Origin of the sequence: Microbulbifer elongatus, from assembly GCF_021165935.1 — a bacterium.
In the GTDB taxonomy this organism is placed as follows: domain Bacteria; phylum Pseudomonadota; class Gammaproteobacteria; order Pseudomonadales; family Cellvibrionaceae; genus Microbulbifer; species Microbulbifer elongatus.
Genome location: NZ_CP088953.1, coordinates 87,493 through 113,810, shown reverse-complemented (window position 1 = coordinate 113,810; position 26,318 = coordinate 87,493). Strand labels below are relative to the sequence as shown.

Annotated in this window: 24 protein-coding genes; 15 read left to right on the top strand and 9 right to left on the bottom strand. The window is 59.8% G+C overall.

Going from position 1 to position 26,318, the window contains the following annotated elements:
• Positions 1–5 precede the first annotated feature (5 nt).
• The 3 genes from LRR79_RS00495 to LRR79_RS00485 all read left to right on the top strand — a co-directional run bounded on the left by LRR79_RS00495 (position 6) and on the right by LRR79_RS00485 (position 2,298).
• Entirely contained in the window at positions 6–1,214 is a 1,209-nt protein-coding gene (locus tag LRR79_RS00495) for a hemolysin family protein (RefSeq protein ID WP_231758489.1), read from the top strand.
• 89 nt (positions 1,215–1,303) lie between these two features.
• Entirely contained in the window at positions 1,304–1,588 is a 285-nt protein-coding gene (locus LRR79_RS00490) for a hypothetical protein (RefSeq protein WP_231758488.1), read from the top strand.
• 146 nt (positions 1,589–1,734) lie between these two features.
• Entirely contained in the window at positions 1,735–2,298 is a 564-nt protein-coding gene (locus LRR79_RS00485; RefSeq protein WP_231758487.1) for a CBS domain-containing protein, read from the top strand.
• Between the two features lie 170 nt (positions 2,299–2,468).
• Here the strand turns inward: LRR79_RS00485 and LRR79_RS00480 are convergent, their stop codons facing one another.
• Positions 2,469–3,170: a 2OG-Fe(II) oxygenase gene (locus LRR79_RS00480; RefSeq protein WP_231758486.1), complete on the bottom strand. Its 702-nt coding sequence runs from the start codon at positions 3,168–3,170 to the stop codon at positions 2,469–2,471.
• A gap of 139 nt (positions 3,171–3,309) precedes the next feature.
• On the bottom strand, positions 3,310–5,088 hold the full coding sequence (locus LRR79_RS00475; RefSeq protein ID WP_231758485.1) for an SLC13 family permease: 1,779 nt from the start codon (positions 5,086–5,088) through the stop codon (positions 3,310–3,312).
• A gap of 340 nt (positions 5,089–5,428) precedes the next feature.
• Here LRR79_RS00475 and gcvT point away from each other — a divergent pair, with 340 nt between their 5' ends.
• Together gcvT and gcvH are read left to right on the top strand one after the other, a co-directional pair.
• On the top strand, positions 5,429–6,517 hold the full coding sequence (gcvT, locus tag LRR79_RS00470; RefSeq protein WP_231758484.1) for a glycine cleavage system aminomethyltransferase GcvT: 1,089 nt from the start codon (positions 5,429–5,431) through the stop codon (positions 6,515–6,517).
• A 78-nt stretch (positions 6,518–6,595) separates the two neighbouring features.
• The gene (gcvH, locus tag LRR79_RS00465) at positions 6,596–6,982 is read left to right on the top strand and encodes a glycine cleavage system protein GcvH (RefSeq protein ID WP_231758483.1); all 387 of its coding nucleotides are present in this window, start codon (positions 6,596–6,598) and stop codon (positions 6,980–6,982) included.
• Between the two features lie 220 nt (positions 6,983–7,202).
• On the opposite strand, the gene ptsP is transcribed toward gcvH, so the two are convergent.
• Together ptsP and rppH are read right to left on the bottom strand one after the other, a co-directional pair.
• On the bottom strand, positions 7,203–9,482 hold the full coding sequence (gene ptsP, locus LRR79_RS00460; protein ID WP_231758482.1) for a phosphoenolpyruvate--protein phosphotransferase: 2,280 nt from the start codon (positions 9,480–9,482) through the stop codon (positions 7,203–7,205).
• Between the two features lie 105 nt (positions 9,483–9,587).
• Entirely contained in the window at positions 9,588–10,091 is a 504-nt protein-coding gene (gene rppH / locus LRR79_RS00455; RefSeq protein WP_231760057.1) for an RNA pyrophosphohydrolase, read from the bottom strand.
• Positions 10,092–10,534: 443 nt separating this feature from the next.
• On the opposite strand from rppH, the gene LRR79_RS00450 reads away from it, so the two are divergent.
• Complete coding sequence (locus LRR79_RS00450; protein WP_231758481.1) at positions 10,535–11,227, top strand: histidinol-phosphatase; 693 nt, start codon at positions 10,535–10,537, stop codon at positions 11,225–11,227.
• A gap of 61 nt (positions 11,228–11,288) precedes the next feature.
• Positions 11,289–12,491, top strand: coding sequence for an imelysin family protein (locus LRR79_RS00445; protein ID WP_231758480.1), 1,203 nt, complete (start codon positions 11,289–11,291; stop codon positions 12,489–12,491).
• 87 nt (positions 12,492–12,578) lie between these two features.
• Here LRR79_RS00445 and LRR79_RS00440 read toward each other — a convergent pair whose 3' ends face one another.
• The 5 genes from LRR79_RS00440 to LRR79_RS00420 form a co-directional block, all read right to left on the bottom strand.
• On the bottom strand, positions 12,579–13,112 hold the full coding sequence (locus tag LRR79_RS00440; RefSeq protein WP_043319465.1) for a DUF882 domain-containing protein: 534 nt from the start codon (positions 13,110–13,112) through the stop codon (positions 12,579–12,581).
• Between the two features lie 511 nt (positions 13,113–13,623).
• Positions 13,624–15,015, bottom strand: a complete 1,392-nt coding sequence (locus LRR79_RS00435) for a L,D-transpeptidase family protein (protein WP_231758479.1) — start codon at positions 15,013–15,015, stop codon at positions 13,624–13,626.
• Positions 15,016–15,030: 15 nt separating this feature from the next.
• Positions 15,031–16,287 carry a L,D-transpeptidase family protein gene (locus LRR79_RS00430; RefSeq protein WP_231758478.1) on the bottom strand — a complete coding sequence of 419 codons (1,257 nt, stop codon included), beginning with the start codon at positions 16,285–16,287 and terminating at the stop codon, positions 15,031–15,033.
• A gap of 359 nt (positions 16,288–16,646) precedes the next feature.
• Positions 16,647–18,644 (bottom strand): L,D-transpeptidase family protein, encoded by a 1,998-nt coding sequence (locus tag LRR79_RS00425; protein ID WP_231758477.1) that lies wholly within the window; start codon positions 18,642–18,644, stop codon positions 16,647–16,649.
• A gap of 346 nt (positions 18,645–18,990) precedes the next feature.
• A complete protein-coding gene (locus tag LRR79_RS00420; protein ID WP_231758476.1) occupies positions 18,991–19,821 on the bottom strand; it encodes an NRDE family protein in 831 nt (276 codons plus the stop codon).
• 67 nt (positions 19,822–19,888) lie between these two features.
• On the opposite strand from LRR79_RS00420, the gene lgt reads away from it, so the two are divergent.
• The 8 genes from lgt (at position 19,889) to LRR79_RS00380 (ending at position 26,308) form a co-directional block, all read left to right on the top strand.
• Positions 19,889–20,773: a prolipoprotein diacylglyceryl transferase gene (gene lgt / locus LRR79_RS00415; protein WP_231758475.1), complete on the top strand. Its 885-nt coding sequence runs from the start codon at positions 19,889–19,891 to the stop codon at positions 20,771–20,773.
• Positions 20,774–20,810: 37 nt separating this feature from the next.
• On the top strand, positions 20,811–21,644 hold the full coding sequence (locus tag LRR79_RS00410; RefSeq protein ID WP_231758474.1) for a thymidylate synthase: 834 nt from the start codon (positions 20,811–20,813) through the stop codon (positions 21,642–21,644).
• Positions 21,644–22,162 carry a dihydrofolate reductase gene (locus tag LRR79_RS00405; protein ID WP_231758473.1) on the top strand — a complete coding sequence of 173 codons (519 nt, stop codon included), beginning with the start codon at positions 21,644–21,646 and terminating at the stop codon, positions 22,160–22,162. Before LRR79_RS00410 ends, LRR79_RS00405 begins: the two co-directional genes overlap by 1 nt.
• A gap of 272 nt (positions 22,163–22,434) precedes the next feature.
• Entirely contained in the window at positions 22,435–23,217 is a 783-nt protein-coding gene (locus LRR79_RS00400) for a DUF3450 domain-containing protein (protein WP_231758472.1), read from the top strand.
• On the top strand, positions 23,214–24,584 hold the full coding sequence (locus tag LRR79_RS00395) for a MotA/TolQ/ExbB proton channel family protein (protein ID WP_231758471.1): 1,371 nt from the start codon (positions 23,214–23,216) through the stop codon (positions 24,582–24,584). Before LRR79_RS00400 ends, LRR79_RS00395 begins: the two co-directional genes overlap by 4 nt.
• Positions 24,585–24,598: 14 nt before the next feature.
• The gene (locus LRR79_RS00390; RefSeq protein WP_231758470.1) at positions 24,599–25,126 is read left to right on the top strand and encodes a MotA/TolQ/ExbB proton channel family protein; all 528 of its coding nucleotides are present in this window, start codon (positions 24,599–24,601) and stop codon (positions 25,124–25,126) included.
• Positions 25,127–25,280: 154 nt separating this feature from the next.
• A complete protein-coding gene (locus LRR79_RS00385; RefSeq protein ID WP_043319449.1) occupies positions 25,281–25,682 on the top strand; it encodes an ExbD/TolR family protein in 402 nt (133 codons plus the stop codon).
• 5 nt (positions 25,683–25,687) lie between these two features.
• Entirely contained in the window at positions 25,688–26,308 is a 621-nt protein-coding gene (locus LRR79_RS00380) for an energy transducer TonB (RefSeq protein ID WP_231758469.1), read from the top strand.
• Positions 26,309–26,318: the final 10 nt, after the last annotated feature.

Genomic DNA, 26,318 nt, shown 5'->3' with positions numbered 1-26,318 from the left:
AGACAATGCTACTACTGATCATTTACGTCCTTGTCGCCCTGGGATTTTCCTTTCTGTGCTCCATCGCAGAATCGGTAATCCTGAGTGTCACCCGCCCCTATATTCAGCTGATGGAGCGGGAGGGACACGCCTCCGGTAAGCTGTTGAGCGAGCTGAAAGCGGATATCAACGCGCCACTGGCCGCGATTCTTACTCTCAATACGGTCGCCCATACCGTGGGTGCCGCGGGCGCCGGTGCGCAGGCGGCGGCGGTCTTTGGCAACCAGTACCTGGGCATTGCTTCCGCCATACTGACCCTGCTGATTCTGGTGTTTTCAGAGATCATTCCGAAGACCCTCGGGGCCGTTTACTGGCGGCAACTGGCGCCGACCACTGCTTACACCCTGCGTTACCTGGTCATGATCCTGAAGCCATTTGTGTGGCTTTCAGAGTGGCTGACCCGCGGTCTCGCCCACGGCACTACCCTGACGGGCTTCAGTCGCGAAGAATTTGCCGTGATGGCGGAAATTGGCGAGGCGGAAGGTCAGCTGGAGAGTCGCGAGTCGAGCATTCTGCACAATCTGTTCTTCACTTTGCGCGACCACTCGGTACGCGAAGTCATGACGCCGCGCACGGTAGTGTTTTCCCTGTCTCAGAATATGACGGTGGCTGAGGCCTACGAACAGGTGGAAAAGAGCCGCTTCTCCCGTATTCCGGTGTTCGAACAGGATGATCCGGATCTGGTGGTGGGGTTCGTGCTCAAGCAGGATTTGCTGCAGGCCTACGCCCGCGGTGATCTTGAGGGCACCCTGCGTAACCTGCGCCGCGACCTGCTGATGCTGCCGGAAACCGCACCCATTTATCAGGTGTTTCAAAAAATGCTGTCTCGCCGTGTGCAGATCAGTGCTGTAGTCGATGAATACGGCAGCCTGGAGGGGCTGGTTGCACTGGAGGATATTCTCGAAACGCTGCTGGGAGAGGAGATTGTCGATGAAGCCGACAAAACCCCGGATCGACAGCAGGTGGCCAAGCGGCTGTGGCGGCTGCGTGCCAAGCGTCATGGGCTGCGGGTGGATGAGTCAGCCCAGCAGGAGCAGGACGACGAGTGGCCACAGGAAAAACTGGAGCAGCAGGTGAAGGCCCAGGTTGATCAATTGAAACAGCAGGCGACTGGCGGCGAGGAACCACCTGCGCCAGACGGTGAGGAAGGATCGTCGGAAAAACCAAAAAAATAAACCATTCGTCGCAAGCCCCTTGAATAACATAGGGGCAGGACGCATAACGACTACCGAGAAAATTTTAAGACCCTTTAGAGATCTGTAGCGTGCGTTTCGGAATCCTGCTGATACTGATGCAATCCCTGCTGCTCTGCGCCGAAGGCCGCGCAGAGCCGGCGGGAGTGCAGCTGGATTCCGCCGACAATGTCGTGCGAGTCCTGTTGCAGCGCGACGGCGAACCGCCACAGATCGAGAAAGATTCGGCTGCGGTTGCCCCTCAGACCGCTTTCGATTTGCAGACGCCGGCGGCTGCGCCGGCGAAAGTGTTTGCATCTCCCATCTTTTCCGTAGCCCCTGGCGCACACGCCATCCGCGGGCCACCCGCCCGGTAATCCTTTCTTTTTTATCCTTTAAATCACCGGTATTGACCGCGCTTTCTGTGCGTTCAATGACTTATGCATTATCGGGCTACGCGCGCGTACTTTTTCGTCCGCCCCGACAGCGGCAGCGTGCGCCCGAAAAAAAGAGAAGTATTGCCATGAAAAAACTGGATTTGGCTCCCCTGCAAGACCTGGACAAACTGGTATTCCCGGAAGAATTTCACGAACTGAGCCTGGACTCGCCCGCACTGAAATTTGTCACCGACTTCAAAAAACACCACCCCGCGGTACTCACCGCCTCGGTCTCCGCACTGGACGCGGCCCAGGTGTTACGCACCGGCCACCTGGCCTGGGTACTGGTGATGGATCATCGCGGAGATTTTATCGGGCTGCTCACCGCCGAAGACGTCTCTTACCAGAGAGTTATGCAGCGGGTGGCGGCAGGACATGTGCGCGGCGACCTGACCGTGGGCGATCTAATGCAGCGCCGCAACCAATTGCAGCAAATGAAGCTTGGCCAGTTGCAGGGGGCAAAAATTCGCGACGTACTGCTCGCCATGCGCCAGAGTGGACAGCGCCATTGCCTGGTTGTGGATACCGACAACCACCACGTGCGTGGAGTGATCAGTGCGGAAGATGTGAGCGCGCGCCTGCACCTCGATTTCCCTATTGATCGTCCGGCGAATATGGCGGCGATGGTTCGGGAAGTGGCGGTGCATTAGTGCCTCAGAGGTTTATGCGAAGGCGCTGATACCACCGGCGAGCTTATGAGACCTTCAAAAACAGGATGTTTTTGCAGAGCCCCCATGGATGGGTTGAGGGGGGGCGCCCAGCTCGTGTCTCATAAGCTCGCCGGTGGTAGCAGCGCCGCCACAGGACCGGCTACGAAGATCTATCGGGCCGGGTCGATATTCTCCCCAAGACTGTTGTTCACCCGGAACCAGCCGGTAACACTGTAGCGGGGGCGGTGGCTGGTGAGGACTTCGTGGGGGAATTCCTCGGAAAGGAAAATCACCATCTGCCCGAACCGCGGGGCCACCTTCTCGATCACCTCATCAGAACCCGGTGCATAGATCTGCAATTCACCGCCATCCTGCGGCTGCCAGTTCGGCGTCAGGTAGAGCACCGTACTGACCACCCGGTTGGTCGTGCCTTTGAACGCATCCATATGCTTCTTGTAAAAACTGCCGCGATCGTAGCGCGCATAGTGGCATTCGTAATCGAACAGCCCCAGAAACAGCCGCCGGTTCAGCCCCAGTCGCAACGTCTCCGCCCAGCTCAGATACGCCGCCACCGCCGGATTGGAACGGTCCAGCCAGAAAATCTCATCCGTACGCACAAACTGGTTCAGCTGGTGCTCCTGTTCCCGGCCAATGCCCGCGGACTGAAAGCGCGTGCGGTCAATGGAGCGGAAATGCCGCAACATGGAACCCAAGAGGGAAGGCGGCAGCGGTGCCGGCAGCACAATGTAGCCGGTCTCTCGCAGAGCGGACGCAATGCGGTCCAGTGGATCGTCGCCATCAGGGCCACGGCGCCATTCGCGCTCGGAATCAGCCTGCGGGAGTAGTTCCGCAGTGGAAAATGCAGCGTTCAAACAGATCGGTTCCGCAAAAGCTGCGCAGGAAGGGAAGTTGGCATGGTGCCAGGCGCAGCGGGTTGAACAGGGTGGACTTTATAACCCCGCTCGCGCCGCCGCGCCAGAAATATTTGTGCCTGGATCGACCCGTTAACGGTCACCCCAAAACCAGGTTCCAGTTGGTCAGCAATACCGTAATGGTCACGGCACCAACCAGCAGGTTCATGGGGATACCCACTTTCAGGTAATCGGAAAAACGGTAGCCACCAGGGCCGTATACCATCAGGTTGGTCTGGTAACCGAGTGGCGTGGCGAAGCTGGCCGAGGCCGCCATCATCACTGCAAACATAAACGGCTCCGGGTTGAGCCCGGCGCTGGCAGTAATCTGCAGAACAATCGGTACCATAATGATGGCCGCCGCGTTGTTGGTGACCATCTCGGTGAGCAGAGAAACGCACAGGTACACCAGAATCAACATCAGCCAGGGGTGGCCGGCAGACAGGGAAATTACCCCTTCCGCCAGCATCGCTGCTACACCGGTTTTCTGCAGGGCGACCCCGAGGGCAAAGGACGCGGCGATGGTGATCAGTACCGGCAGGTCCAGACTCTTTTGCGCCTGGTTGACCGAGCAACAGCGTGTTACCAGCATGGCGCCGGCGCCGATCAGAGACGCGTTCAGCATACTGATCAGACCGGAACCCGCGGACAGCACAATGGCGATCAGAATCAGCCAGGCGGTGAGGCCTTTCTCGTGACGGGGACTCTCCGCTTCCAGATCGTTGATCAGCAGGAAGTCCTTGCTGTAGCGCTGGCGCAGTACAAAGCCCGGGCGCGCCTCCAGCAGTAATGTGTCACCGGCTTTCAGCCTGGTGCTACCCAGATTGCCGGAAACCCGCTCCCCCTGGCGCGCCACTGCCAGCACCGCGGCGCCGTAGCGTTTGCGGAACTGGGCGTCGCGGATGGTGCTGCCGATCACTTCGCAGTGTGGGGAGACCACCACCTCCACCAGGCTGCGCTGCTCAAAACTGCCTTTGATCGCCGCCTCGTCGTGATCGTGATCCGAGGGCACAATGCCGCGCATACGCAGCAGATCGGAAATGGCCTCGGTGTCGCCGGCAAACACCAGTCGATCACCGCCGCGCAGTATTTCTCCGGACCGCACCGGCGTGATCACCCGGTTGTCGCGGTCGATTTCCACCAGATAGACCCGGCGCAACCCCCGCAGCCCCGCGTCTTCCACGGTCTGGCCCACCAGCGGCCCCTTGCTGTCCACCGCCACTTCCAGGGTAAATTCCCGCAGGTTGCCAAACGGCTGCTTCTCGCGGCGGTCCGGCAGCCAGCGGGGAAAGAAGATCAGCATAAACGCCACGCCCACCAGCGCCGCCGGCAGACCCACCGCGGCAATGGAAAACAGCGAGAAGCCCTCATTGCCGGTGATCGACTGATACTGGCCATTGACCACCAGATTGGTGCTGGTGCCGATCAGGGTCAGGGTACCGCCGAGGATGGCGCCGTAGCTGAGCGGAATCATCAGCTTGGAGGGCGCGATATCAATGCGCTTGGCCCAGGCATTGAGCGCCGGGATCATGGTGGCGACCACCGGGGTGTTGTTCAGGTAGCCAGACAGGGCCACCACCGGTGCGAAGACCCGCAACATGGCGGAGCGGGTGGTCTTGGGGCGCCCCAGCAGGTGCTTCACCATCATATCGATACCGCCGGAGGCGTGGATGCCGGTGGCCACCACAAACATGGCGGCGACGGTAATCAGGCCGCTGTTGCTGAAGCCGGACAGAGCCTCTTCCGGCGACAATATCCCGGTAACACTCAGCAGAGTGAGCGCTGCCATCATTACCAGATAAGCGTGTACCCGGGTGAGGATCAGGGTGGCCAGTACGGCGAAAACGAGAATCAGGGAAAACCAGCCAGACCAGTCCATAGCGGTATATTTTTTAATAGAGAGCGTGAAACCAGAGCCCTTCAGGCTCGTTTGACGGCTAAAGCTACTGCAAACCCTTTAGCGCCAAAAGTTCTTTTTTCGCATATTTATATAGCGAGCGCTCGATTACCAGCCCGGTGGGCGTTGCCTGTTCAGCTGCGGGAGAGACGGCGGCGGCTGACATTGCGCTCCGGAACCCCAGGCAAAGCATATTTTTCACTGCGGCTGCTAGTCTTTGCAGAGTATCGGCATCTGGTAAGCCCGGTGACGCGACCGTTAGAATACGCGGCTTTCAGGCATATGCTCGATAGACAATAACTGACACGGGATTCTGCTCAGAATGGGAAATAAAACCGCGCTCTACGATGCCCACGTTGCCATGGGTGGCAAAATGGTGGACTTTGGTGGCTGGGATATGCCGTTGCACTACGGTTCACAGCTGGAAGAGCACCACAAGGTGCGCCAGGCCGCCGGCATGTTTGATGTGTCCCACATGACCGTGGTGGATGTGGATGGCGAAAGTGCCCGCGATTACCTGCGCACCCTGTTGGCCAATGATGTGGCCAAGCTGGATGGCAACCCGGGCAAGGCACTGTACACCGGTATGCTGAATGAGAAAGGCGGTGTGGTGGACGACCTGATTGTTTACCTGCGCGATCCCGGTTACCGCGTGGTGGTGAACTGTGCCACCCGTGAGAAGGACCTGGCGTGGATGAACGCGCAGGCCAAGGCATTTGATGTAACTCTGACCGAGCGCCCGCATCTGGCGATGGTGGCCATCCAGGGACCTGAGGCCATCGGTAAGGTAAAACAGGTGCTGGGCATCGAATGGACTGCGGCAATCGACGGTCTGAAGGTATTTAACAGCGTCTCCCGCGGCGACTGGTTTGTGGCGCGCACCGGTTACACCGGTGAGGACGGTCTGGAAATCATGCTGAACAATGAAGATGCCCCAGGCTTCTGGCACGCGCTGGCGGATGCGGGGGTAGCACCCTGTGGCCTGGGGGCGCGGGATACCCTGCGGCTGGAGGCGGGTATGAACCTGTACGGCCACGAGATGGACGACGATACTTCGCCTCTGCAGGCGAATATGGCCTGGACTATCGCCTGGGAACCGGAAGACCGCCAGTTTATTGGCCGTGAGGCGTTGGAGCAGGAAAAAGCCGCGGGTGTGGAAAACAAGCTGGTGGGCCTGGTGCTGGAAGAACGCGGTGTTCTGCGCGCTGGTCAGCAGGTTGTGGTGGACGACAGTGATCGCCGCGGTATCATCACCAGCGGCACTTTCTCTCCGACCCTGGGTTTTTCCATTGCGATGGCCCGGGTGCCGGTGACGGTAGGTGATACCGCACAGGTGGAAATCCGCAAGAAGCTGATTCCGGTGCGGGTGGTGAAACCGAGTTTTGTGCGCAACGGCAAGTCGTTGGTGTGAGCACGGAGTTGGGCTTTTTGGCCGACGAATGAATACACTGTTTACAGGTTTTTTTGAGCTTATTTGAGGGAAGAACCCATGAGCGAGATTCGCAGCGAACTGAAATACGCCTCCAGCCATGAGTGGGCACGGCTGGAAGAGGATGGCACGGTTACCGTCGGTATCAGCGATCACGCCCAGGATGCGCTGGGTGATGTGGTTTACGTTGAAACACCGGAAGTGGGCCAGACGGTGTCTGCCGGTGAAGAGGCCGGTGTGGTTGAGTCGGTGAAGGCGGCCAGCGATATCTACGCGCCGATTTCCGGTGAGGTGATTGCGGTAAACGAGTCTCTGGAAGACGAGCCGGAAACCGTAAACTCCAGCCCGTACGATGACGGTTGGTTCTTCAAGATCAAGCCGAGCGATGAGAGCGAGCTGGACAAGCTGCTGGACGCGGACGCGTACAAGGCAGAGAACGACGACTGATCATTCGCTGTCGACTCTGATACAAAAACGCCGGGCAATTGCCCGGCGTTTTTCGTTCTGAACTGGTTTAGTGGCGGCGCGGCTACCACGTACAGCCTTGCGAGACACGCCGTGAACCCATCCATGGGGGCTCTTCCGCGAGGTCCCTCTCGCGGAAGGTCTCGCAAGGCTGTACGCGGTATCCGCCCCTGCGCTTTTGACTTTATCTGTTAAAGCAAGATTAAGAGTCTGAACTCGCTTCCGCTTTCTGCGGCTGCACCAGCCCGCCAATCCCCAGATCCTGCAAATACCCGTGCAGTTTTTCTTCAATCTGCTCCGGGCTTTCCATGGTCAGTATCTGTTGTAGCAAGCGGTCCAGGTCGGATTTGTTGACTTCCCGCAGGGCCGCTTTCACCCGCGGCAGGTTGGTGGCATTCATGGAGAGGACGTCGTAGCCCATGGCCACCAGCAGCAGTGCGCCCCCCGGGTCGCCGGCCAGTTCGCCGCAGATGCCGATCTTGGTGCTGGTTTCGTGACAGGCGGTGACCACCTGCAGCAGCGCCTGTAACACGGAGGGGTGGAAGCTGTGATAGATACTGGCGACGCGACTGTTGTTGCGGTCTACGGCGAGCAGGTACTGGGTGAGATCGTTGCTGCCCACAGATATAAAGTCCACACGCTTGGCCAGTTCGCGGGCCTGATACACCGCGGAGGGTACTTCAATCATGATACCCAGTGGCGGGCGCTTGATGGCGTAGCCTTCGTCGATCAGTTCGTCGTAAGCGCGGTTGACCAGCTTGCGAGCGGCTTCCACTTCGCTGACGCCGGTGATCATCGGCAGCATGATGCGCAGGTTGTCGAGCCCGAGGCTCGCTTTCATCATGGCGCGAACCTGGCCGAGGAAAATTTCCGGGTGGTCGAGGGTTACGCGAATGCCGCGCCAGCCGAGGAAGGGATTGGTTTCCTCGATGGGGAAGTAGGTAAGGGCTTTGTCGCCGCCGATATCCAGGGTGCGCATGGTCACCGGGCGCGGGGCGAAGGCGGCGAGCTGTTCGTGATAAATCTCCCGCTGCTCCTCCTCCGAGGGGAAGCGGTCGCGCAGCAGGAAGGGGACTTCGGTGCGGTAGAGGCCGACACCTTCGGCGCCGCGTTCCAGGGAGCGCACGACATCTGCCATCAGGCCGGTGTTGACCCACAGACGCACCCGGTGGCCGTCGGCGGTTTCCCCAGGCAGCTTGGCGAGGTGGTCGAGGTTGCGCGCCAGTTCGCGCTCTTCGGCGACGATGGCTTCATAGTGGCGCCGGAGCTCGGGGCCCGGTTGCAGGTGCAGGTCGCCGCGGTAACCGTCGACGATCATGTCGACCCCGTCGACCTGCTCCCAGGGCAGTTCCTGTGCGCCCATTACCGCGGGCACACCCATGGCGCGGGCGAGGATGGCGACGTGGCTGTTGGAGGAGCCTTTGACCGAGACCAGGCCGGCCAGTTTTTCCCGCGGAACCTCGGCCAGTACCGAGGCGGTCAGCTCCTCGCCGATCAGAATGGTGTTGGCGGGGTAGTCCCGCTGGCTCTGTTCCTGCTGGCGCAGGTGCATCAGTACCCGCGCACCCAGGTCGCGCACATCGGCGGCGCGGTCGCGGAAGTAGGAGTCGGACATGGCTTCAAAGCGCCGCACATGTTCCAGCATTACTTCCGCCCAGGCGCGGCTGGCGGTGAGTTTCTGGCGGATGCGCTCGCACACTTCGACGGCGATGGAGCTGTCGTCGAGCATGCTGATATAGGCGTCGAAGAGGGCGCGCTCTTCCTTGTTCAGGTCATTCTTGAGGCGCTCGCCCACCTCGCGGATCTCGCTGCGCGCCGCGGCCAGGGCCTGCTGGAACAGGGCCAGCTCCGCATCCACGTCCATGGAGCAGGCGAAAGGCACCGTGGCCAGGTTGGCAGGTGGCGCGACGATATGCGCGCGGCCAATGGCGATACCGGGCGAGGCGGCAAGGCCGGCGAATTTGGCTTCGTTGCGCTGTTGGCCCATGGTGGCGAGGGCGCCGGTGGCTTCAGCGTGGGCGATGACCCCGGCAAGCTGGGCGGACAGGGTAACCAGGAAGGCTTCTTCGCCTTCGTCAAAGCGGCGGCGCTCTGCCTGCTGTACCACCAGTACACCCAGTACATTGCGGTGGTGAATGATGGGGGTGCCGAGAAACGCAGAAAACCGTTCCTCGCCAGTGGCGGGAAAGTACTGGTAGGCGGGGTGCGCCTCGGCGTGTTCCAGGTTGATGGGCTCTTCGCGGGTGGCCACGTTACCCACCAGGCCTTCCCCTGGGGCCATATGTACCTGGCCCACGGCGTCCTGGTTGAGACCTTCGGTGGCCATCAATACATAATTGCCGGAGTGCTTGTCGCGCAGATAGACCGAGCAGACCTTGGTCTGCATAACATCGCGCACCCGCCGGACAATGATATCCAGCGCCGAGGGCAGGTCCCGTGCGGTGTTAACTTCCTGAACAATACTGCGCAGTGATCCGAGCAAAATGGCTTTCCTCGCCGAAATCCGTGCCGGCCTGATGCCGGCGTCGTCGCTGCTGGGCGCGTTCCCGGGCGGGCCTGGCGTTCATCGCGGCACCGCCTGTACGGGTTACTGGTCGCGTTTCAGCCAGCGTCTTTCCAATTGTATTTGCGTGGGCGCCAGCTCTGTAAGGGTGCGCCGGTAAACCTCCCGCTTGAAGGTCACCACTTTGGTGAGCGGGTGCCAGTAACTCACCCACCGCCAGTGATCAAATTCCGGTTTGTAACCGTTATTGAAACTAATGTTGCTTTCTTCGGCATTCAGCTGCAGTAGAAACCACTTCTGCTTCTGACCGATGCACAAAGGCTCCGAGCGGCGCCGTACCAGCCGGTGCGGCAGCCGGTAGCGCAGCCAGCCGCGGGTGCTGCCGAGCAAGGTGACCTGGCTTCGGGTCAGCCCGACTTCTTCATAGAGTTCCCGGTACAACGCCTGCTCCGGGGATTCGCCGGGGTTGATGCCCCCCTGCGGGAATTGCCACGCGTCCTTTCCGCCTACCCGGCGCGCCCAGAGAGCCTGGCCGCGCTCATTCAGAACAATGATGCCGACATTGGGGCGAAAGCCTTCGCTGTCGATATTGCTGTCGTTGCCCGAAGTGGTACCAGAGGTTTCCGCGGCGGCCTTGCGTTGGGGCTTGCCACCGCCCTGGCGGTCATTGCGCGCGGAAGATCTGGCGGGTTTGCGGCGGTGCTTGCGCCCGGCGGGTGTCTGCTTACCGTCGCCCAAAATACCGTCCTCAATTTTTTCGGTGTGCGAATCGTCAGGAGGGAATAACCCCAGCACACCATAATGTCCTGCATTGTTCCACAGGGACTGGTTTACGGCAATTCAGTGAGGTGGTCGATGTAACCTCTTGGGCAGCAAGGTAAAATCCCACGCCCTGAAACAGGGGCAGCAACCAGCGGAAGTGGTACCTCCGTCCGCACCCGGGTGTGAACGGGTCTGAATTCGGCGCAAAAATTTTCCGGCAGGGCAACCTGTGCGCCACCGGTGCCCTATAGTCAACTAAGGAGATTTCTGTGCAACTGGCGATTTTTGATCTGGACAACACGCTGATTGGTGGCGACAGCGACCACGCCTGGGGTGAGTTTCTGGTGGCGCGTGATTGTGTGGACGGTGAGCGGTTCCGCAGCGAGAACGACCGGTTCTACAGGGATTATCAACAGGGCTCCCTGGATATTTTTGCCTACCTTTCGTTTGCTCTGGAGCCCCTGGCGCAGCTCTCGCGCGGTCAGTTGCAGAATCTACAACAGGAGTTCATGCGTGAGGTGATCGGGGAAATCTGGTTGCCTCATGCGGAAACCCTGATCGGGAAGCACCGCGATGCCGGGCACCACATCATGATCATCACCGCCACCAATCGCTTCGTGGTGGAGCCGATTGTGCAGCGCCTGGGAGTGGATACCCTGCTGGCGACGGAGCCGGAAGAGATCGACGGAAAATTCACCGGTCAGGTGGCGGGCGAGCCCTGCTTCCAGGAGGGCAAGGTGGTGCGCCTGCGCCAGTGGCTGCAGGCCCACGGGCAGTACGCCGAGGGCGAAAAATGGTTTTACAGTGACTCCATCAACGATCTGCCGTTGCTGCAGCAGGTGGAACACCCCATTGCTGTGGATCCGGATAACCGGCTGCGCGAAGAAGCGCAGCGCCGCGGGTGGAAGGTGATCAGCCTGCGGGGCGATGCAGAAGATTTTGCCAGCGCACTGGAGTGGTAGCCGAGGGGCAGCCACGACGGGCGCAATTTCAACCAGAAGTGTCAACACAGGGTCTTAGGGTTTGTTTGAACAGCGAAAAAATGCCGTAACTCGCGGCCTGCCTCTAGTCGTCATGCTGAGCGGGTTTTTATTACTGGGCAGCGGATGTGAACGCAAGCCCACTGCCACCACCGAAGAGTCAGAATCTGTCCCCGCACCTGCCCAGTCGGTAGACACCTCGGCGGCGGATGCCTATTCGGCGGAGTACTGGCAGGCGGGGCAGGCTCAGATTATTGATGCCCAGGCAGCCGCCCAGGCCCTCGAGCGGGCGGTGGCGCAATTGCTGATGGCGCCCACGGAGGACCATCTGGAGTCCGCCAAGCTGGCCTGGCTGGATGCCCATCGGGAGTTTTCTGCGTCCATGCCGTTTATCGAGGTGGCCTTCGCCCCCGCAGAGCTGCAGCAGCAGGGCAAAGATCTGCTGCTGGCGCTGAACAGCTGGCCGGTTCAGGCCGGTTACCTGGATACCGTGCCGGGCTATTCCACCAGCGGTATCGTCAATGACACCGCCATCGAACTGACCCTGACCAACCTGCGCAAGCAGCACCGGCTTACCGCCCACGAGGAGGCGAGCACCGGCTTTCACGCCCTCGAGATCATGTTGTGGGGCCCCACCAGCGAGCGCGCTGCGGAGCAGTTCAGTGAGTCCAGTGGTGGCGAGGAGCCCAAGGCGCAGGCATCAAACAGGCGCCGGGAATTGACGCGTCTGATTACTCAGGGAATCAGTGAGGATCTGTCGCAACTGGCCAACCGCTGGCCGGTGACCGCCAACGACCTTTCCCAGCCCTATCTGGCACGGGATCCGGTGGCGCGTGTGCAGCGGATCCGTGCGGCGCATATCGATCTGCTACGCAACCAGGTACTGCCGCGGATTCCGGAGAGCTCCGAGAGCGATGTGGAAAGCGGGCTGGCGGCCAATTCCAAACAGGCTCTGTTGGCCATGTTGCGCAATGTGCAGGTAGCCTGGCTGCCGGGTGAGGGCAGCGGGCTGGCGGATTTGCTGCTGGATCGTCATCAGGTGGCGGCGCTGGCAGAAACCTTTGGCCTGCTGGAACAGCGGCTGCTGAAGATGGAAGACCCTATTGAACTGGCGGCGCCGGCAGAGTTGCAGCGCAGCCGGCAGCAGGTCGAAAAGCTGGTGGGGCTGATCTCCGGTGACACCAAGGTACCGGCCCGGGAGGAAGAGATGACGCCGGTGAGTGTGACCATTCCGGTCGAAGAATGACCTTATTCACAAGCGCAAAAAACCCAGGCACTGCCTGGGTTTTCTGGTTTAACAGCCGCGCTGTTTTGCGGCGGGCTAGGCCGCTGATTACCAGCGGCGTACCGGACCGGTGTCCACGTGTACAAAGTTACTCTTCGGATAGTAACCCACGCCACCGGCTTTCAGATTGATGGCCGCCTGGCGCAGCTTGGACAGAGAGACGCCCGGCATGCGGATGTCCAGTGCCATACCACGGGTGTGGTAGCTGCGTCGTGCTACACCGCGGCCCGCGGCGCGCAGTTTGGCGTTGGTCTTGGGCGAGCGGTATCCGGAGATAATCTCGATCTCGCCGTTGTAGTTCAGTTTTTCCTTGAGCTTGTACACGATGTCGAACAGTTTCGGGTCCATGCGTGTTACCTCATTGGCGCGGTGGTCGCGCAGCAGTCGGTTGAACTGCTTGAGGCCGCTGCTATCGTAGTCGCCATCCGCCCAGTAGGCGGTGTTCAGGCGTTCACCGGTGTGCAGGTTGCGCATCTTCAGATTGCGCGACTTGCCCACTTTTGCCATAGCGGGGCCGGCCGAAACCGCCGCCGCGGTAGCTGCAGAAACTGCTAAAAACCTGCGTCTGGAAAGTTCTTTCATACCCTGTTACCGCCTTTGGTGTCTGAGTGAGTTGTGCCCTTGGTGAGCCTCTAGTCTTCGAGATGCTTTCGGTGCCTCTCGCGATGTCTGCACTGTATAAAAAATAATCTTTGGTTACAAACTGATCGCCTCTGATAACGAATTGATCAAAAAATAACCTGGATATTTTTTTCTAACACACTAGGCGGCTCGACTTTATTTTGCCTACGGGTTCCCGGTAAGTTTCGAAAATGTAGTGACAGCGTTGTCATGATTGGGAAATTATTTTTCTGTGACTGTTTGGTTTCGGGTATAGGGTTTTCTATTGGTGAGAGAACACACATCCGACTTGCCTCGCGAAAAGGCGGTGCTACAGGGGGAGTTGGCGCCGGAAACCCGGCGTTTCGCCATCGGTTTGCGGCCCTGGGTGGCGAGTTCGCGGGAGTGGGGGCGGTGGCGTGAATGGGAAGGGGAGGTATATCGACCTCCCCGAAAATGGTGACTGACTGGGTGTTGCTAGTGCCGGTGTGCCTCAGCGGTCCCGGTGGTAGATATCCGGGCGGAACTGCACCTGCCCCAGGGTGTCCACCCAGGCGGTCAGATAGGCGATAAACAGGCGCGGGGGCTTGTCCACCTTGATGGTGACAGACTCATCCCCGGTGGTGGCCTGCGCGACCCGGGTCCGGTCCCAGCCCTGTTTACCGAGCAGAGCGTAGGCGAGCTCTTCCGGCTGCTGCAGACGAATACAGCCGTGGCTGAACGCCCGGTGACGCAGTTCGAACAGGCTCTGTGCCTGGGTATCGTGCAGGAAGATGGCCTGCTTGTTGGGAATCACAAACTTGACGCGTCCGAGGGTATTTCCGGGGCCGGCGATCTGGCGCAGAGTGGCCTTGCCGCGAGCGGCGCTTTCGAGGCTCTCTTCGTTGATCGGTGTGGTGGTATTGGTGCCGTACTTGACCACCCGGTAGCCGCGCTTGTGCATGGCTTCGGGGAAGTTGCGCGCTTTCGGCAGCAGGTCTGTCAGCAGGATGCTGCGGGGTACCGTCCAGGTGGGGTTGAATACCACGGAGACCACTTTGGTGGTCAGATCGGGTGTGCGTTTACTGCTCTTGCCGACCACCGTCTTCATCGACAGGACCACCTGCTGTCCTTCGATCAACTGCAGTTGGTAGTCCGGTACGTTGACCAGTATGTAGCGCTCGCCCGGGTTTGTCGGCAGTTTTTCCCAGCGCTCGGCATTGATCTCCAGCGTGTCAGCCAGTTCAACGGGAGAGCGCGCGAGTGCGTGCAGGGTGGCGGCATCAACGTGGCCCGTGACCTCCATACCGTGGCGGCGCTGGTAGGATTCCACCGCCCGCTGGAGCCCAGCGTCATAGCGGTCGGATATATCGGTCTCGACGATCACCGGGCCCAGGGCACCCCGGTAATCCCCATACTGGCTCAGTATCCGGCGCAACTGGGCGACCCTGGGCCCCTGGTCGCCGGGTCGCAGAGGAGTACCCTCCGCAATCGGCTGCCAGCGATCCGCCAGCTGGCGATAGCGAGCGGCCTGTTCGCGCAGGGCTCGCGCTGTTGCGGCAAAGTCGATGGCTTTTACGCCGTCTTTTCCGGTGGACTCCGTTGCGTGGGCGGGGTTTTCTCCAGCTGCCGGTGGTGGTGTCACTTGCTCTGCGGGTGCGCCAGGCGCTCGTGGTGTGGTCGCTCCCAGCTGCTCTTCATTCTGCTCTCCAGATTGCTCGCGCGGTTGTTCGCTCGGTGCTGCGGGAAGAGCGGGAGAAAGCGCGGGCGCCTCAATCTGCGCTGCGGCAAACAGCGGTAGCAGAGCGCAGAAGCCCACCACGGCCAGTGTGTGACAGTGCTGCGAGCGGTGACTTCGGAACTCGGGTTTCCGCTTGGTGTGGTTGGTATAAATGTCGATTCCCATGGTTACCCCCAGATTTCATTCGGCCGCTTGCTGGTCGCGCTGGTAAATATCGGGCCGGAAGTTCAGCTGTCCCTCTTCGTCGACCCAGGCGGTCCAGTACACGATGTGTACCGGGATGGGTTGATCCAGGGCCACCGAGCGGGTGCGGCTGCCGGTGGTGTAGCGGGCCAGACGGTCGCTGTCCCATTTGCCGGGATTCCCCTGCTGGGCAAGAACAATACGGGCCAGCTCGTCGGGTTTTTCCAGCCGCACGCAGCCGTGGCTGAAGGCGCGCTGGCTGCGAGCGAACAGGTTTTTTTTCTGGGTATCGTGGAGGAAGATCGCCTGGCGGTTGGGGATCACAAACTTGAAGCGACCCAGTGCGTTACCGGCACCGCCGCGCTGCTGTAGCGCCACGCTGCCAAGGCGCAGGGCGCGCAGGTTGGCGCCACTGAAGGGCACGGATTTGCCGCGGTTATTGACCAGTCGATAGCCGCCGGCGGACAGGTTGCCGGTCCCTTTGGGCAACAGTTCGCGCACCGCAATATTGCGCGGTACCGTCCAGGTGGGGTTGAACACTACCCGGGTGAGGCGGGTACTCAACTGGGGTGTCTGGTGTTTGGTTTTTCCGACCACCACGCGCATGCGGTACTGCTCTTCCTCGCCTTCCACAAGACGCAGGGTGTACTCGGGAATATTCACCAGCAGGTAGCGCGGCCCCAGGTCTTTGGGCATCTTCTGCCAGCGCGCAAGATTGGCTTCCAGCGTGGTCAGCCGCTTGGCGGGTGGTGTGTTGAGTGCATTGCGGGTATGCGTGTTGACGATGCCATCGGCGCGCAGGCCGTGGCGGCGCTGAAAGCGCTCCACCGCGTGGCGAACCTGCTGGTCGTACAGGTCTGCCGGGTTTTTACTGGTTGGTCTGTCGCCGGCGTCAGCGGCCCCCTGCAGGCTGGCTTTGGCCATGTCATCCACCAGTGCCAGGTCCCCGTACTGCATCAGCAGACTGCGCAGCACGCGAACCCGCTCGTCCCGCATCCCGGGGGCCAGGGGCTGGCCTGCGGGCAGGGGTTGCCAGTCGTCGCCCTCACTCAGCGCGCGGTAGCGCGCCAGTTCCTCACGCATCAGCGCATATTGGCGTCCATAGGGGGTGTAGGGGCTGTAAGAGGCAAGTGTGGTGGCGGAAGGCTGTTTCGCCTGCTGGGTTTCCACCTGCGATGATCCGGAAGACTGTTCCTGTGCGGATTTTTTTTCGTCATTCATTGCCAGTGTGTCAATGGAAAGCGATAAAACCATCGCCGCTCCAAGACGGACTGGAAGTCCCAACTTGCTACCCATCGCTGACCCCTGTCGCTAGCGGAGCAATAGACACGCTCCGTACACCACTCAATCGTCGGCACGCGCCGGCGTGCACAGTGTCTTAATTGGTAATTTGTGACCGGATTGGCGCCAAATACCATTGGGGTATGCGCTTGTGGGTTCTCGGGCTGATTCGGAATATGCCCGCTGGGCGGGGGCTGGAGGGCGAATATCGGGGTGGGAAAGAGTGCCGGGTGGTTCCTCCACCCGGCCAGGCAGTGGGCAGTGAGAGAAGTCTGGTGTCAGGTGGCGCCTGCTGGCACCGCCTGCGGTATCGAGGATCTGATCAGGGGTTCCTAGAACTGGTTGGCGGCGAGGCCGTCTTTGCCATAGATGTCCGGGCGGAAGTTCATGCGACCTTCGCCGTCGACCCAGGCTGTCCAGTAAGTCAGATACACCTTCACATTTTTGCTCATGCGCACCTCGGTGGTCTCGTCACCGGTGGTGAGCTGTTCAATGCGGAAGCGGCTCCAGTCACCGGGCTCGTCCCGCAGCAGTACTTCGGCCAGCTGGCGGGGCTTTTCCAGGCGAACACAGCCGTGGCTGTAATCGCGGTCGGTGAGGCTGAACAGGCTCTTGGCGCGGGTGTCGTGCAGATAGATCTCATCCGAGTTGGGGATCTCGAACTTCACCCGCCCGAGGATGTTCTTCTCTCCGCCTTTCTGGCGCATCAGGAAGCCACCGGCCGCCGCGCGTTTCAGGTTCTGGCTGTTCAGGGGCAGGTACTCGCCACTGCCGTTGACCACCCGGTAACCCAGGTTTTCCATGCCGTGGGGGTTGGCCCGGGCCTTGGGCAGAATCTCGTTTACCAGAATGCTGCGCGGCACGGTCCAGGTGGGATTGAACACCACGCGGGCGACGCGGGTATTGATCTCCGGTGTCTGGTGGATCTTCTTACCCACCACCACATTCATGGAGAGCTTGATGCGGTCGCGTTCCACATAGTTAAGGGTGTAGCCGGGGATATTCACTTGGATAAAGCGGTCGCCCAGATTGGCCGGCAGCTTTTCCCGGCGGCGGATGTTGGTCTCGATGATCGCGGCGCGGGCCGATGGCGAGAGGTTCATCCGCTGGCGGGTCTGCTTGCCGACGATGCCGTCAGGTTTTAACCCGTGGCGACGCTGGAAGCGTACCACCGCATCGTGCAGGCGTTGGTCAAAGCGGTTGCTGTTGCTCTCACCGCCATAGCTGTAATAGTCACCGTAGACCGACAGCAGGTTGCGCAGGTGAGCCACGTTGGGGTGCTTGGCGCCGAGTGTCATGGCCGGGCCCGCCGGCAGGGGGCGCCACTGGCCGGAAGCGGCCATGTTGCGGTAGCGCACCAGTTGCTCGCGCAGTGCCTGGGCATCGTTGCCAAAGGGCGTATTCTGCTCGACGTACATCCCTTCCCCGTGCGACGGCGTGAGGCCAGAGCCGCCCTCGGACAGGTTGCGGAAACGCGGCATGACGCGCGGGTAAGACTGTGGATAACTCCGGGTCGAGTAACGGGCGCTGTGGCTGGTACCGTAGCGGGAGCCGCTGCTGTACACGCGCCCCTGAGATGAGCGCTGGGTATAATAGCGCGACCGGTCCACGGACTGGCTGCTGCGGCGGTCACCGCGATTGTAACCGCGGAAGTATTGGCGACCACTGCTGGTGCTGTAGTCGTTGGCTGCCATCTGCAGGCCGGCAAACACTCCGCTATCGTCGTCGCCGCTATCGGACACTCGCGTACTGGCCATCTGGAAGCCACCTTCGGTCAGGTTGACCGGGGTGATGTCCTTCTTGCGCATACGCAGGCGCGGCTGTTGCTTGGGTGCCTGGGGGCGCAGCTTGTCCAGTTGCGTGTCCTGGGCATAGGAGATGAATGCATCGGTCAGCAGCACGTCGAGCACCGCGGCCATCTGCAGGCGCTGCGGGGTATCGCGCAGGGTGCGGTCGAAGTAGCCGAGGTGATAACGGTAGTCCACCATACTGCTCGGGTTACCGGAGCTCGACGCGGTGAGCTGCTTGAGCAGGTCATTCGCGGTGTCACTCAGGCTGTAGTTATCGAACCACAGCAGCCGGTAATCGGTACGGCGATAGATACGGCGCACCGCCACCGGGTTGAAGATGGGGTCCTGAGCGGGCCAGGCGTCAGGGTTGTCCTCCAGCCAGTTCACCAAGTGTGGGCGCACGGCGTTCTCCGGTAGCACCGGGACCGTTTTCTGATTGGCAGTGAAAGCGTAATAGAGGGCGAACACGCACAGGCTGCCGAGAAAAATCAGCGGCAGCGGTGATTTGCGTTTGCGACGCTCTGGAATGAAATATGACATGGTACCTCAGCGATACTGCAGGGCGCCGGTTTACAGTGCGGAAGCCGGGGCCCGATCGTTCATACCTTCCCAACCTTCGGCGCACCTATCCACAACTGATCGCCGGAACGAATTCCAGCGACGGCGCACCTTAGCCGAGCATCCCGCGCGACCTTCCTTTTATTAAAGCGGCCGTTGAGTACGTCGCCTTGCGCGTATCTCAACATCCGCCTGCCTGTGAATTTAAGTATGGCAACAAATGCGAAATTTGCTTGGCGTTGGAATCATTTAACTCTAGGTGGCCGGACAATGGGCGGTGGGGTGGGTACCAGTCGGGCGCCCCACGGGGGGAGGTATGTGAAGCGGGTCAGTTTGGTGGGGTCTGAAAGTAGCGGGGTGGGCCGCTGACTCGCCCGTCAGTATAGGTCTGCTCCCAGAATTGGACGTCGCCATCCGTACTGACAGCGACCAGTGAGCTGGCGCGGGTCCCGTAACCGCGGCCCAAAGAGCCGCCCGCTGGGTCGTCGGCACCGATACGCACAAATATGGGGGAGAGCGCCGACTCCAGAGGCTCGCCAACTCCGGTATCTGGCAACTGGTCTGCGGGTGCGCGCCGGTGATCATTGAGCAGCTGCAGTGCGGGCGCGACAAAGCTGGTGTGATCCAGAGAGGTAGGCAGTGTTGTCACCAGTGCGGTGAGCGCTGCACAGCCGTGAGTGACCTTGGGCCAGGGGGCGTCGGGTGCACCGTTGGAGATCCCGTGTACACCGGGTGTCATAGCAAAGGGGCGGTGGCGGTTACCTGCGCACACCAGCGGGGCCGCGGCCCCGTCGGCGAGGAGCCGGGCATCGAACAGAACGGCGTTGAAGCCGCGGTAGCGCTCTCCGGGTATATCCCGGGCAAAGATTGTGGGGGTGCGATCGCTGTCGAGGAACTGCACCGGGATCTCACCCCGTGACAGTACATTCTCCGGCTCGGATACCTGCGGCTCCCGCATGTTGGTCACTGCGGCCACCCGCCCGCCCACAGCGACGCCCAGCCAGGTGCCTCCGGCCTCCAGGTCCCGCCCAGCGGTCAGTCTGTGATCGGGCCAGGGGTGCGCTGCGGCCGTCTCGCGCCCGTAGAATTCGTCCCGGTTGGCCAGAATCAACAGGGGAAAGCGGGGGTGTTGGCGGTAGGCAATCAGCAGCAGGCACATGTCAGCTCGCAATGTTCATTTTGTCAGTGCCATAATAACGCCCAATTTTCATAACCGTGGTTTCAGCATGCTGACGTACCCCGAGATCGATCCCGTTGCAGTGGCCATTGGGCCGCTCAAAATTCACTGGTATGGCCTGATGTACCTGGCCGGATTTGCCGCCGCCTGGTGGCTGGCCATGCGGCGGGCGCAGAAACCCTGGTCGCCGGTGATCAAGTCGGAAGTCGAGGATCTGATCCTGTTCTGCGCCATTGGCGTGGTGGTGGGCGGCCGCCTCGGTTATATGTTCTTTTACAATTTCAGCGAGCTGTTGGCCCACCCCCTCAGCCTGTTCAAGGTCTGGGAAGGGGGGATGAGCTTTCACGGCGGGCTGATCGGCGTGATGCTGGCGGCGACCATTTATGCGCGCAAAATCGGCACTACTTTCCCCGCTCTGATCGATTTCGTGGCACCGCTGGTACCCATTGGCCTCGGCCTCGGCCGTATCGGTAACTTTATCGGCCAGGAGCTGTGGGGGCGGGAAACCGACGGACCCTGGGGGATGGTATTCCCCCGTGACCCGGAGCTGCTGGTGCGTCATCCCTCCCAGCTCTATCAGGCCTTCCTGGAGGGGCTGGTCTTGTTCACGGTACTGTGGATCTATTCAAGCAAGCCCCGCCCGCGTCTGGCCGTCGGTGGTCTGTTCGTTCTTCTATACGGTATCTTCCGCTTCCTGGTGGAGTTCGTGCGCCAGCCGGATGTGGGCATCGACGTGATGTTTGGCTGGCTGACCCGCGGTCAATTACTCAGCCTGCCGATGATTGTGGGTGGTATTCTGCTGCTGATCTGGAGTTACCGCACCCAACCACTGCCAGAAGGGCGTGGCCAGGGCGAAAAGCCGGAACCCCGGTCCAAGACCAAATCCGAAAGCGCCAAAAGCGCCGGTAACATGAAAAAGAGCGCGGCCAAGTAGTGGCTTCGCCAGGTACCCGATTTCAAGACCTATATAGATGAAGCAATACCTCGACCTGATGCGCCATGTGCGCGATAACGGCACCCTCAAGAGCGACCGTACCGGCACCGGTACCCGCAGTGTGTTTGGTTACCAGATGCGCTTTGACCTTTCCGAAGGGTTCCCGCTGATTACCACCAAGAAATGCCACCTGCGCTCCATCATTCACGAGCTGCTGTGGTTTCTGAAAGGTGACACCAATATCGCCTATCTGAAAGAGAATGGTGTGCGCATCTGGGACGAGTGGGCGACGGAAGAGGGGGATCTGGGGCCGGTGTATGGCTATCAGTGGCGCTCCTGGCCCACCGCCGATGGCCGTCATATCGACCAGATCAAGGAGCTGGTGCATCAGCTCAAGACCCGCCCGGACTCCCGCCGTCTGATTGTCAGTGCCTGGAACCCGTCGGACCTGCCGGATGAGGGCGTGTCGCCCAGCGACAATGCGCGGGCGGGAAAAATGGCCCTGGCACCCTGCCACGCCCTGTTCCAGTTCTATGTGGCGGACGGCAAGTTGTCCTGCCAGCTGTACCAGCGCAGCGCGGACATTTTTCTCGGCGTGCCGTTCAATATCGCCTCCTACAGTCTGCTTACCCTGATGCTGGCACAGGTCTGCGGGCTCCAGCCCGGTGACTTTGTGCATACCTTTGGCGATGCGCACCTCTATTCCAATCACACCGAACAGGTCGAGGAACAGTTGTCCCGGGAGCCGCTACCGCTGCCGCAGATGCTGCTCAATCCGGATGTCAAAGACCTGTTTGAGTTCCGTTTTGAGGACTTCGAGCTGCGCGGATACGAAGCGCACCCGCATATTCCCGCGCCGGTGGCTGTGTGATGGGGGCTACCAGTACGCCTGTGGCCATGATTGTGGCGATGGCGCGCAACCGCGCGATTGGCCGGGACAATACCTTGCCGTGGAAGATTTCCGGCGATCTCCAGTTTTTCAAGCGCACCACTCTCGGCAAGCCGGTGATCATGGGGCGCAAGACCTTCGAATCCATCGGCCGCCCACTGCCCGGACGGGTGAATATCGTCATCACCCGTAACCCGGACTGGCAGGCGGAGGGTGTCGAGGTGGTATCTTCTCTCGAGGCGGCGCTGGCGTTGGCGGACCGCCGAGCCCAGGCGGAAAGAATGGAAGAGTTGATGGTGATCGGTGGGGCTGAGATTTATCGTCAGGCGCTGCCGGTGGCCACCCGCCTGTATATCACGGAAGTGGATGCTGAAGTGGAAGGGGACGCCTTTTTCCCGAAAATCGACGATACCTGGCAGGAGGCCGCCCGGGACTGTTACCCGGCATCGGAGCGGGATGAATACAACTACTGCTTAGTCCAGTACGACAGGTTTATTTAAAAACAATTTGACCAAAAAATGCCCTTTCGGGTAGGGTTGGTCAAATGTTGCACAGTGTAGATCGCCGCAAATGTGTGCATGAACCCCGAAGGTGTTACCTCGGTGTTACCGTGCTACACAGGCGGAACGACTCAGTCAATCCGCATTTGAATAATCAAATCGGCTGTTTACAATGTGCGGCTCTTAGCTGTCTTCAAACCAAAAACTACCGCGTTGTGGCAGCTAATCCATCGCGACCATGTTGTGAAATATTGAACCCACTGGGGGGTCTAATGAAAACCAAGCGATTCATGGCTGTGGCGCTGACCACTGCGCTGTCTGCCGGCGCACTGTACGGTAGCGTAGCCACTGCGGACACACTCGACACCGTACTCAAGGTTGGCGAGCAGAAAACTGCTGCTGCCACTGCATCTCAAAAGCGCATCGACAAGATCGCTCAGGAAACCTCTGATCTGCTGCAGCAGTTCAAGGTAGTGAACAAAGAGATTGACGGTCTGCGCGTATATAACCGTCAGCTCGAAAAGCAGCTGGCCAACCAGCTGGCCGTGATCAAGGATCTCGACGAGTCCATCGATCAGGTGACCGTTATCGAGCGTCAGATCCAGCCGCTGATCCTGCGTATGCTGGATGGCCTGGAACAGTTCATCGAACTGGACGCCCCCTTCAAACTGGCCGAGCGTAAGGCCAACCTGGAAGGCGTGAAGAACAATATGGACCGTTCCGATATCACTGTAGCGGAAAAATTCCGTCAGGTGCTGGAACTGTACAACTTCGAAGCTGAATACGCGCGCAAGATTGATACTTACGGCGACACCCTGAACGTAAACGGTCAGGATCGCGAAGTGAGCGTTCTGCAGATCGGGCGTATCGCGCTGGTTGCTCAGACCACCGACTCCAAAATCTCCCTGGCCTATGACAAAGAGCAGAAAGCCTGGGTTGAGATCGACTCCGGCGAATTCCGCCGCGCCATCATGCAGGGCCTGAAAATCGCCAAGAAACAGGCCACTACCGACATCATGACTATGCCGATCCCGGCTCCGGAGGCTGCGCAATGAAATCCTCTATCGCCAAAAGCGTACTGGCCGTAGCGGCTGCTGGCCTGTTCAGCGTTTCCGCTGTTGCCCAGGACAAAGCATCTTCCCTGGACCAGCTGCTGAAGATGGTTCAGAGCTCCAAAATCTCTGAGTCCGCTGAGCACAAAAAGCGCGAAGCCGACTTCCGTCGCCAGAAAGCCAATCAGGCTTCTCTGCTGAGCCAGGCGGAAAACACCCGTGCCTCTGAAGAAGCCCGCTCCGCGGCGCTGGAGAAGAAGTACGAAGAACAGGAACTGCTGGTTCAGCAGAAGCGTCAGCAGCTGGACGAGCGCCTCGGCTCTCTGAAAGAACTGTTTGGTCACCTGACTTCTACCGCTGGCGACCTGCGCGCCAACCTGCAAACCTCTCTGGTTTCGGCTCAATACCCGGGCCGCGCCGAGTTCCTCGATCAGCTGATCGACAAAATGAACTCTGCGACCAAGCTGCCGACCATCCAGGAAATCGAGCGCCTGTGGTACGAACTGCAGCGTGAGACCGTGGAATCCGGCAAGGTTGTCAAATTCAACACCACTGTAATCCTGCCCGACGGTGAGCAGGCTGAGCAGGAAGTTGTTCGTGTTGGTAACTTCAACATCGTTTCCGACGGCAAGTACCTGGAAATGAACGACAACCAGAAGCTGGCCGAACTGATTCGTCAGCCCGATGGCAAATACCTGAGCATGGCTGCGGACCTGCAAGCGGCGACCAGTGGTTTTACTCCGTTTGGTGTTGACCCCACTGGCCCGAGCGGCGGTTCTTACCTGAAAGCCATGATCGCGAGCCCGAGCATTGTTGAGCGCTGGCACCAGGGTGGCATCGTGGGTTACATCATCACTGGCGTTGGTGTGATCGCGGTTCTGCTGGCCATCTGGCGCCTGCTGGTTCTGTCTGGCGTGAACGCCAAAGTGAACTCTCAGCTGCGCTCTTCTACTCCGAACACCAACAACCCGCTGGGTCGTGTTCTGGCTGTAGCTGAAGAGAACAAAGGCGTAGACGGCGAGACTCTGGAACTGAAGATGGAAGAAGCGGTGCTGAAAGAGCGTCCGGCCATCGAATCCGGCCTGAACCTGCTGAAGATCATCGCCATGGTAGCCCCGCTGCTGGGTCTGCTGGGTACCGTTACCGGTATGATCATCACCTTCCAGGCGATCACCATCTTCGGCGCGGGCGATCCTAAAGCAATGGCTGGCGGTATCTCCTCTGCACTGGTAACCACCGTTCTGGGTCTGTGTGTGGCTATCCCGACTGTACTGCTGCACACCATCGTGAACGGCCGTGCCAAGCGCATCCTGCACATCCTGGACGAACAGAGTGCCGGTATCGTTGCAGAAAACGCTGAGCGTAAATAAGAGGAGGCGGCAACATGCACGCATTAAATGACGCATGGGCCGCCGTCAACGCCTTTATGGCGTCGGGCGGGCCAGTACTACTCCTGATCGCCGGCCTGACCTTCTTTATGTGGACGCTGATTTTCGAGCGGTTCTTTTACTTCAAAGGTGGCCTGAAGAGTGATGTTCAGGGCGCCGTGGACACCTGGGAAGCTCGCCCCGAGCGCAAATCCTGGGGTGCCCACCAGATCCGCTACGCGCTGATTTCCCGGGTATCCGAGAAAATCGACAGCAACTTGGACATGATTCAAACCTGTGTAGCCCTGGCGCCGTTGTTCGGCCTGCTGGGTACCGTTTGGGGCATGATCAACGTGTTTGAGGTTCTCGCGATCACCGGTGGTGGTGATGCCAAGCAAATGGCCAGTGGTGTATCCATGGCGGCCATCCCGACAATGGCGGGCATGGTAACCGCACTGTCTGGTGTATTTGCCAACACCTATATCACCCGTACCGCTCAGCGCGAGACCCAGCTGCTGGAAGACCATCTGACGATGGATCACTAAGGCACCACAAGTGTGCGTTGCCGGCGCAATCGACAGAGCGCGGCGGTAACCAAGAAGGTTTAGCCAACACGGAAGCTTCCACTTATCACCGCGTGTGGCGGTGGAGGCTTCAGGGCCAAATCTCGCTATTAGCATTTCGCTAGAGAGAGTTGCAATGAGCAGAAAACAGAATACGGCGGAAGAAGAAGGGCAAGCGATTGACCTCACGCCCATGCTGGACGTGGTGTTCATCATGCTGATCTTCTTCATCGTCACCGCGACCTTTATCAAGGAGCCGGGTGTCGATGTTCTGAAGCCGGAAGCGACTACCGCTGATCTCAAAGCCGCCTCTATTCTGGTAGCGATTAACGACAACAACGAAATCTGGATTGCCAAAGAGCAGGTAGATGACCGCCTGGTGAAAAACACCCTGGAGCGTCTCTACGCGGAAAACCCCAAGGGGTGGTTGGTTATTCAGCCCGATAAAAAGGCGAGTATCGAGAAGGTTGCCCTGATCGCAGACGCGGCCAGGAAGATCGGTATCGAGAAAGTGTCGGTCGCTACAGAGAAGAGTTAACAGCTATGAACCCGGTAAGACTAGTAGGGGCGGGTGCGCTGGCGGTAGCCACGACTTTTGCCCTGATCTTCACCATGCATGCGCTGATTGAGGCGAACCTGGGTGCTCCTGAAGAAGAGGAGCCAATCAAGGTTGCCGACATCGTCATGCCGGAGCAGAAGATCGAAACGCAATACGATACCAGCAAACCGGATAAGCCCGATGAGCCCGAGCAGCCGCCACCCGACATGCCGGAGCCGGAGTTTGACCAGCCGGACGTAGACAATGCCCTGAACATGTCTGCACCGACGGCCAACGCCGACCTGAACGTGGGTGGTATCGGTGGCTTCGCTTCCGAGGGTGACTACCTGCCTATCGTGAAGGTTCAGCCTCAGTACCCGCGTCGCGCACTGCAGCGTGGTATCGAGGGTTGGGTTGTTGTGGAATACACGGTAACCAAGAACGGTTCTGTACGTGATCCGCGTGTTGTGGAAGCCTTCACCAAAGATGGCAACCCCACCACCATCTTCAACCGCGCTGCTGTGAAGTCCGCGTTGAAGTACAAGTACAAGCCGCGGGTTGTTGACGGTGAACCGATTGAAGTGCCTGGTGTAAAAACCAAGATCAGCTTCAATATGGCGAAATAAGATAGGGGAC

Excerpts from the sequence above, each read along its gene's own strand:
- LRR79_RS00495 (WP_231758489.1), top strand. The coding sequence starts at position 6 with ATGCTACTACTGATCATTTACGTCCTTGTCGCCCTGGGATTTTCCTTT.
- LRR79_RS00485 (WP_231758487.1), top strand. The coding sequence starts at position 1,735 with ATGAAAAAACTGGATTTGGCTCCCCTGCAAGACCTGGACAAACTGGTA.
- LRR79_RS00475 (WP_231758485.1), bottom strand. The coding sequence starts at position 5,088 with ATGGACTGGTCTGGCTGGTTTTCCCTGATTCTCGTTTTCGCCGTACTG.
- gcvT (WP_231758484.1), top strand. The coding sequence starts at position 5,429 with ATGGGAAATAAAACCGCGCTCTACGATGCCCACGTTGCCATGGGTGGC.
- gcvH (WP_231758483.1), top strand. The coding sequence starts at position 6,596 with ATGAGCGAGATTCGCAGCGAACTGAAATACGCCTCCAGCCATGAGTGG.
- LRR79_RS00440 (WP_043319465.1), bottom strand. The coding sequence starts at position 13,112 with ATGAAAGAACTTTCCAGACGCAGGTTTTTAGCAGTTTCTGCAGCTACC.
- LRR79_RS00435 (WP_231758479.1), bottom strand. The coding sequence starts at position 15,015 with ATGGGAATCGACATTTATACCAACCACACCAAGCGGAAACCCGAGTTC.
- LRR79_RS00430 (WP_231758478.1), bottom strand. The coding sequence starts at position 16,287 with ATGGTTTTATCGCTTTCCATTGACACACTGGCAATGAATGACGAAAAA.
- LRR79_RS00425 (WP_231758477.1), bottom strand. The coding sequence starts at position 18,644 with ATGTCATATTTCATTCCAGAGCGTCGCAAACGCAAATCACCGCTGCCG.
- LRR79_RS00420 (WP_231758476.1), bottom strand. The coding sequence starts at position 19,821 with ATGTGCCTGCTGCTGATTGCCTACCGCCAACACCCCCGCTTTCCCCTG.
- lgt (WP_231758475.1), top strand. The coding sequence starts at position 19,889 with ATGCTGACGTACCCCGAGATCGATCCCGTTGCAGTGGCCATTGGGCCG.
- LRR79_RS00410 (WP_231758474.1), top strand. The coding sequence starts at position 20,811 with ATGAAGCAATACCTCGACCTGATGCGCCATGTGCGCGATAACGGCACC.
- LRR79_RS00405 (WP_231758473.1), top strand. The coding sequence starts at position 21,644 with ATGGGGGCTACCAGTACGCCTGTGGCCATGATTGTGGCGATGGCGCGC.
- LRR79_RS00400 (WP_231758472.1), top strand. The coding sequence starts at position 22,435 with ATGAAAACCAAGCGATTCATGGCTGTGGCGCTGACCACTGCGCTGTCT.
- LRR79_RS00395 (WP_231758471.1), top strand. The coding sequence starts at position 23,214 with ATGAAATCCTCTATCGCCAAAAGCGTACTGGCCGTAGCGGCTGCTGGC.
- LRR79_RS00390 (WP_231758470.1), top strand. The coding sequence starts at position 24,599 with ATGCACGCATTAAATGACGCATGGGCCGCCGTCAACGCCTTTATGGCG.
- LRR79_RS00385 (WP_043319449.1), top strand. The coding sequence starts at position 25,281 with ATGAGCAGAAAACAGAATACGGCGGAAGAAGAAGGGCAAGCGATTGAC.
- LRR79_RS00380 (WP_231758469.1), top strand. The coding sequence starts at position 25,688 with ATGAACCCGGTAAGACTAGTAGGGGCGGGTGCGCTGGCGGTAGCCACG.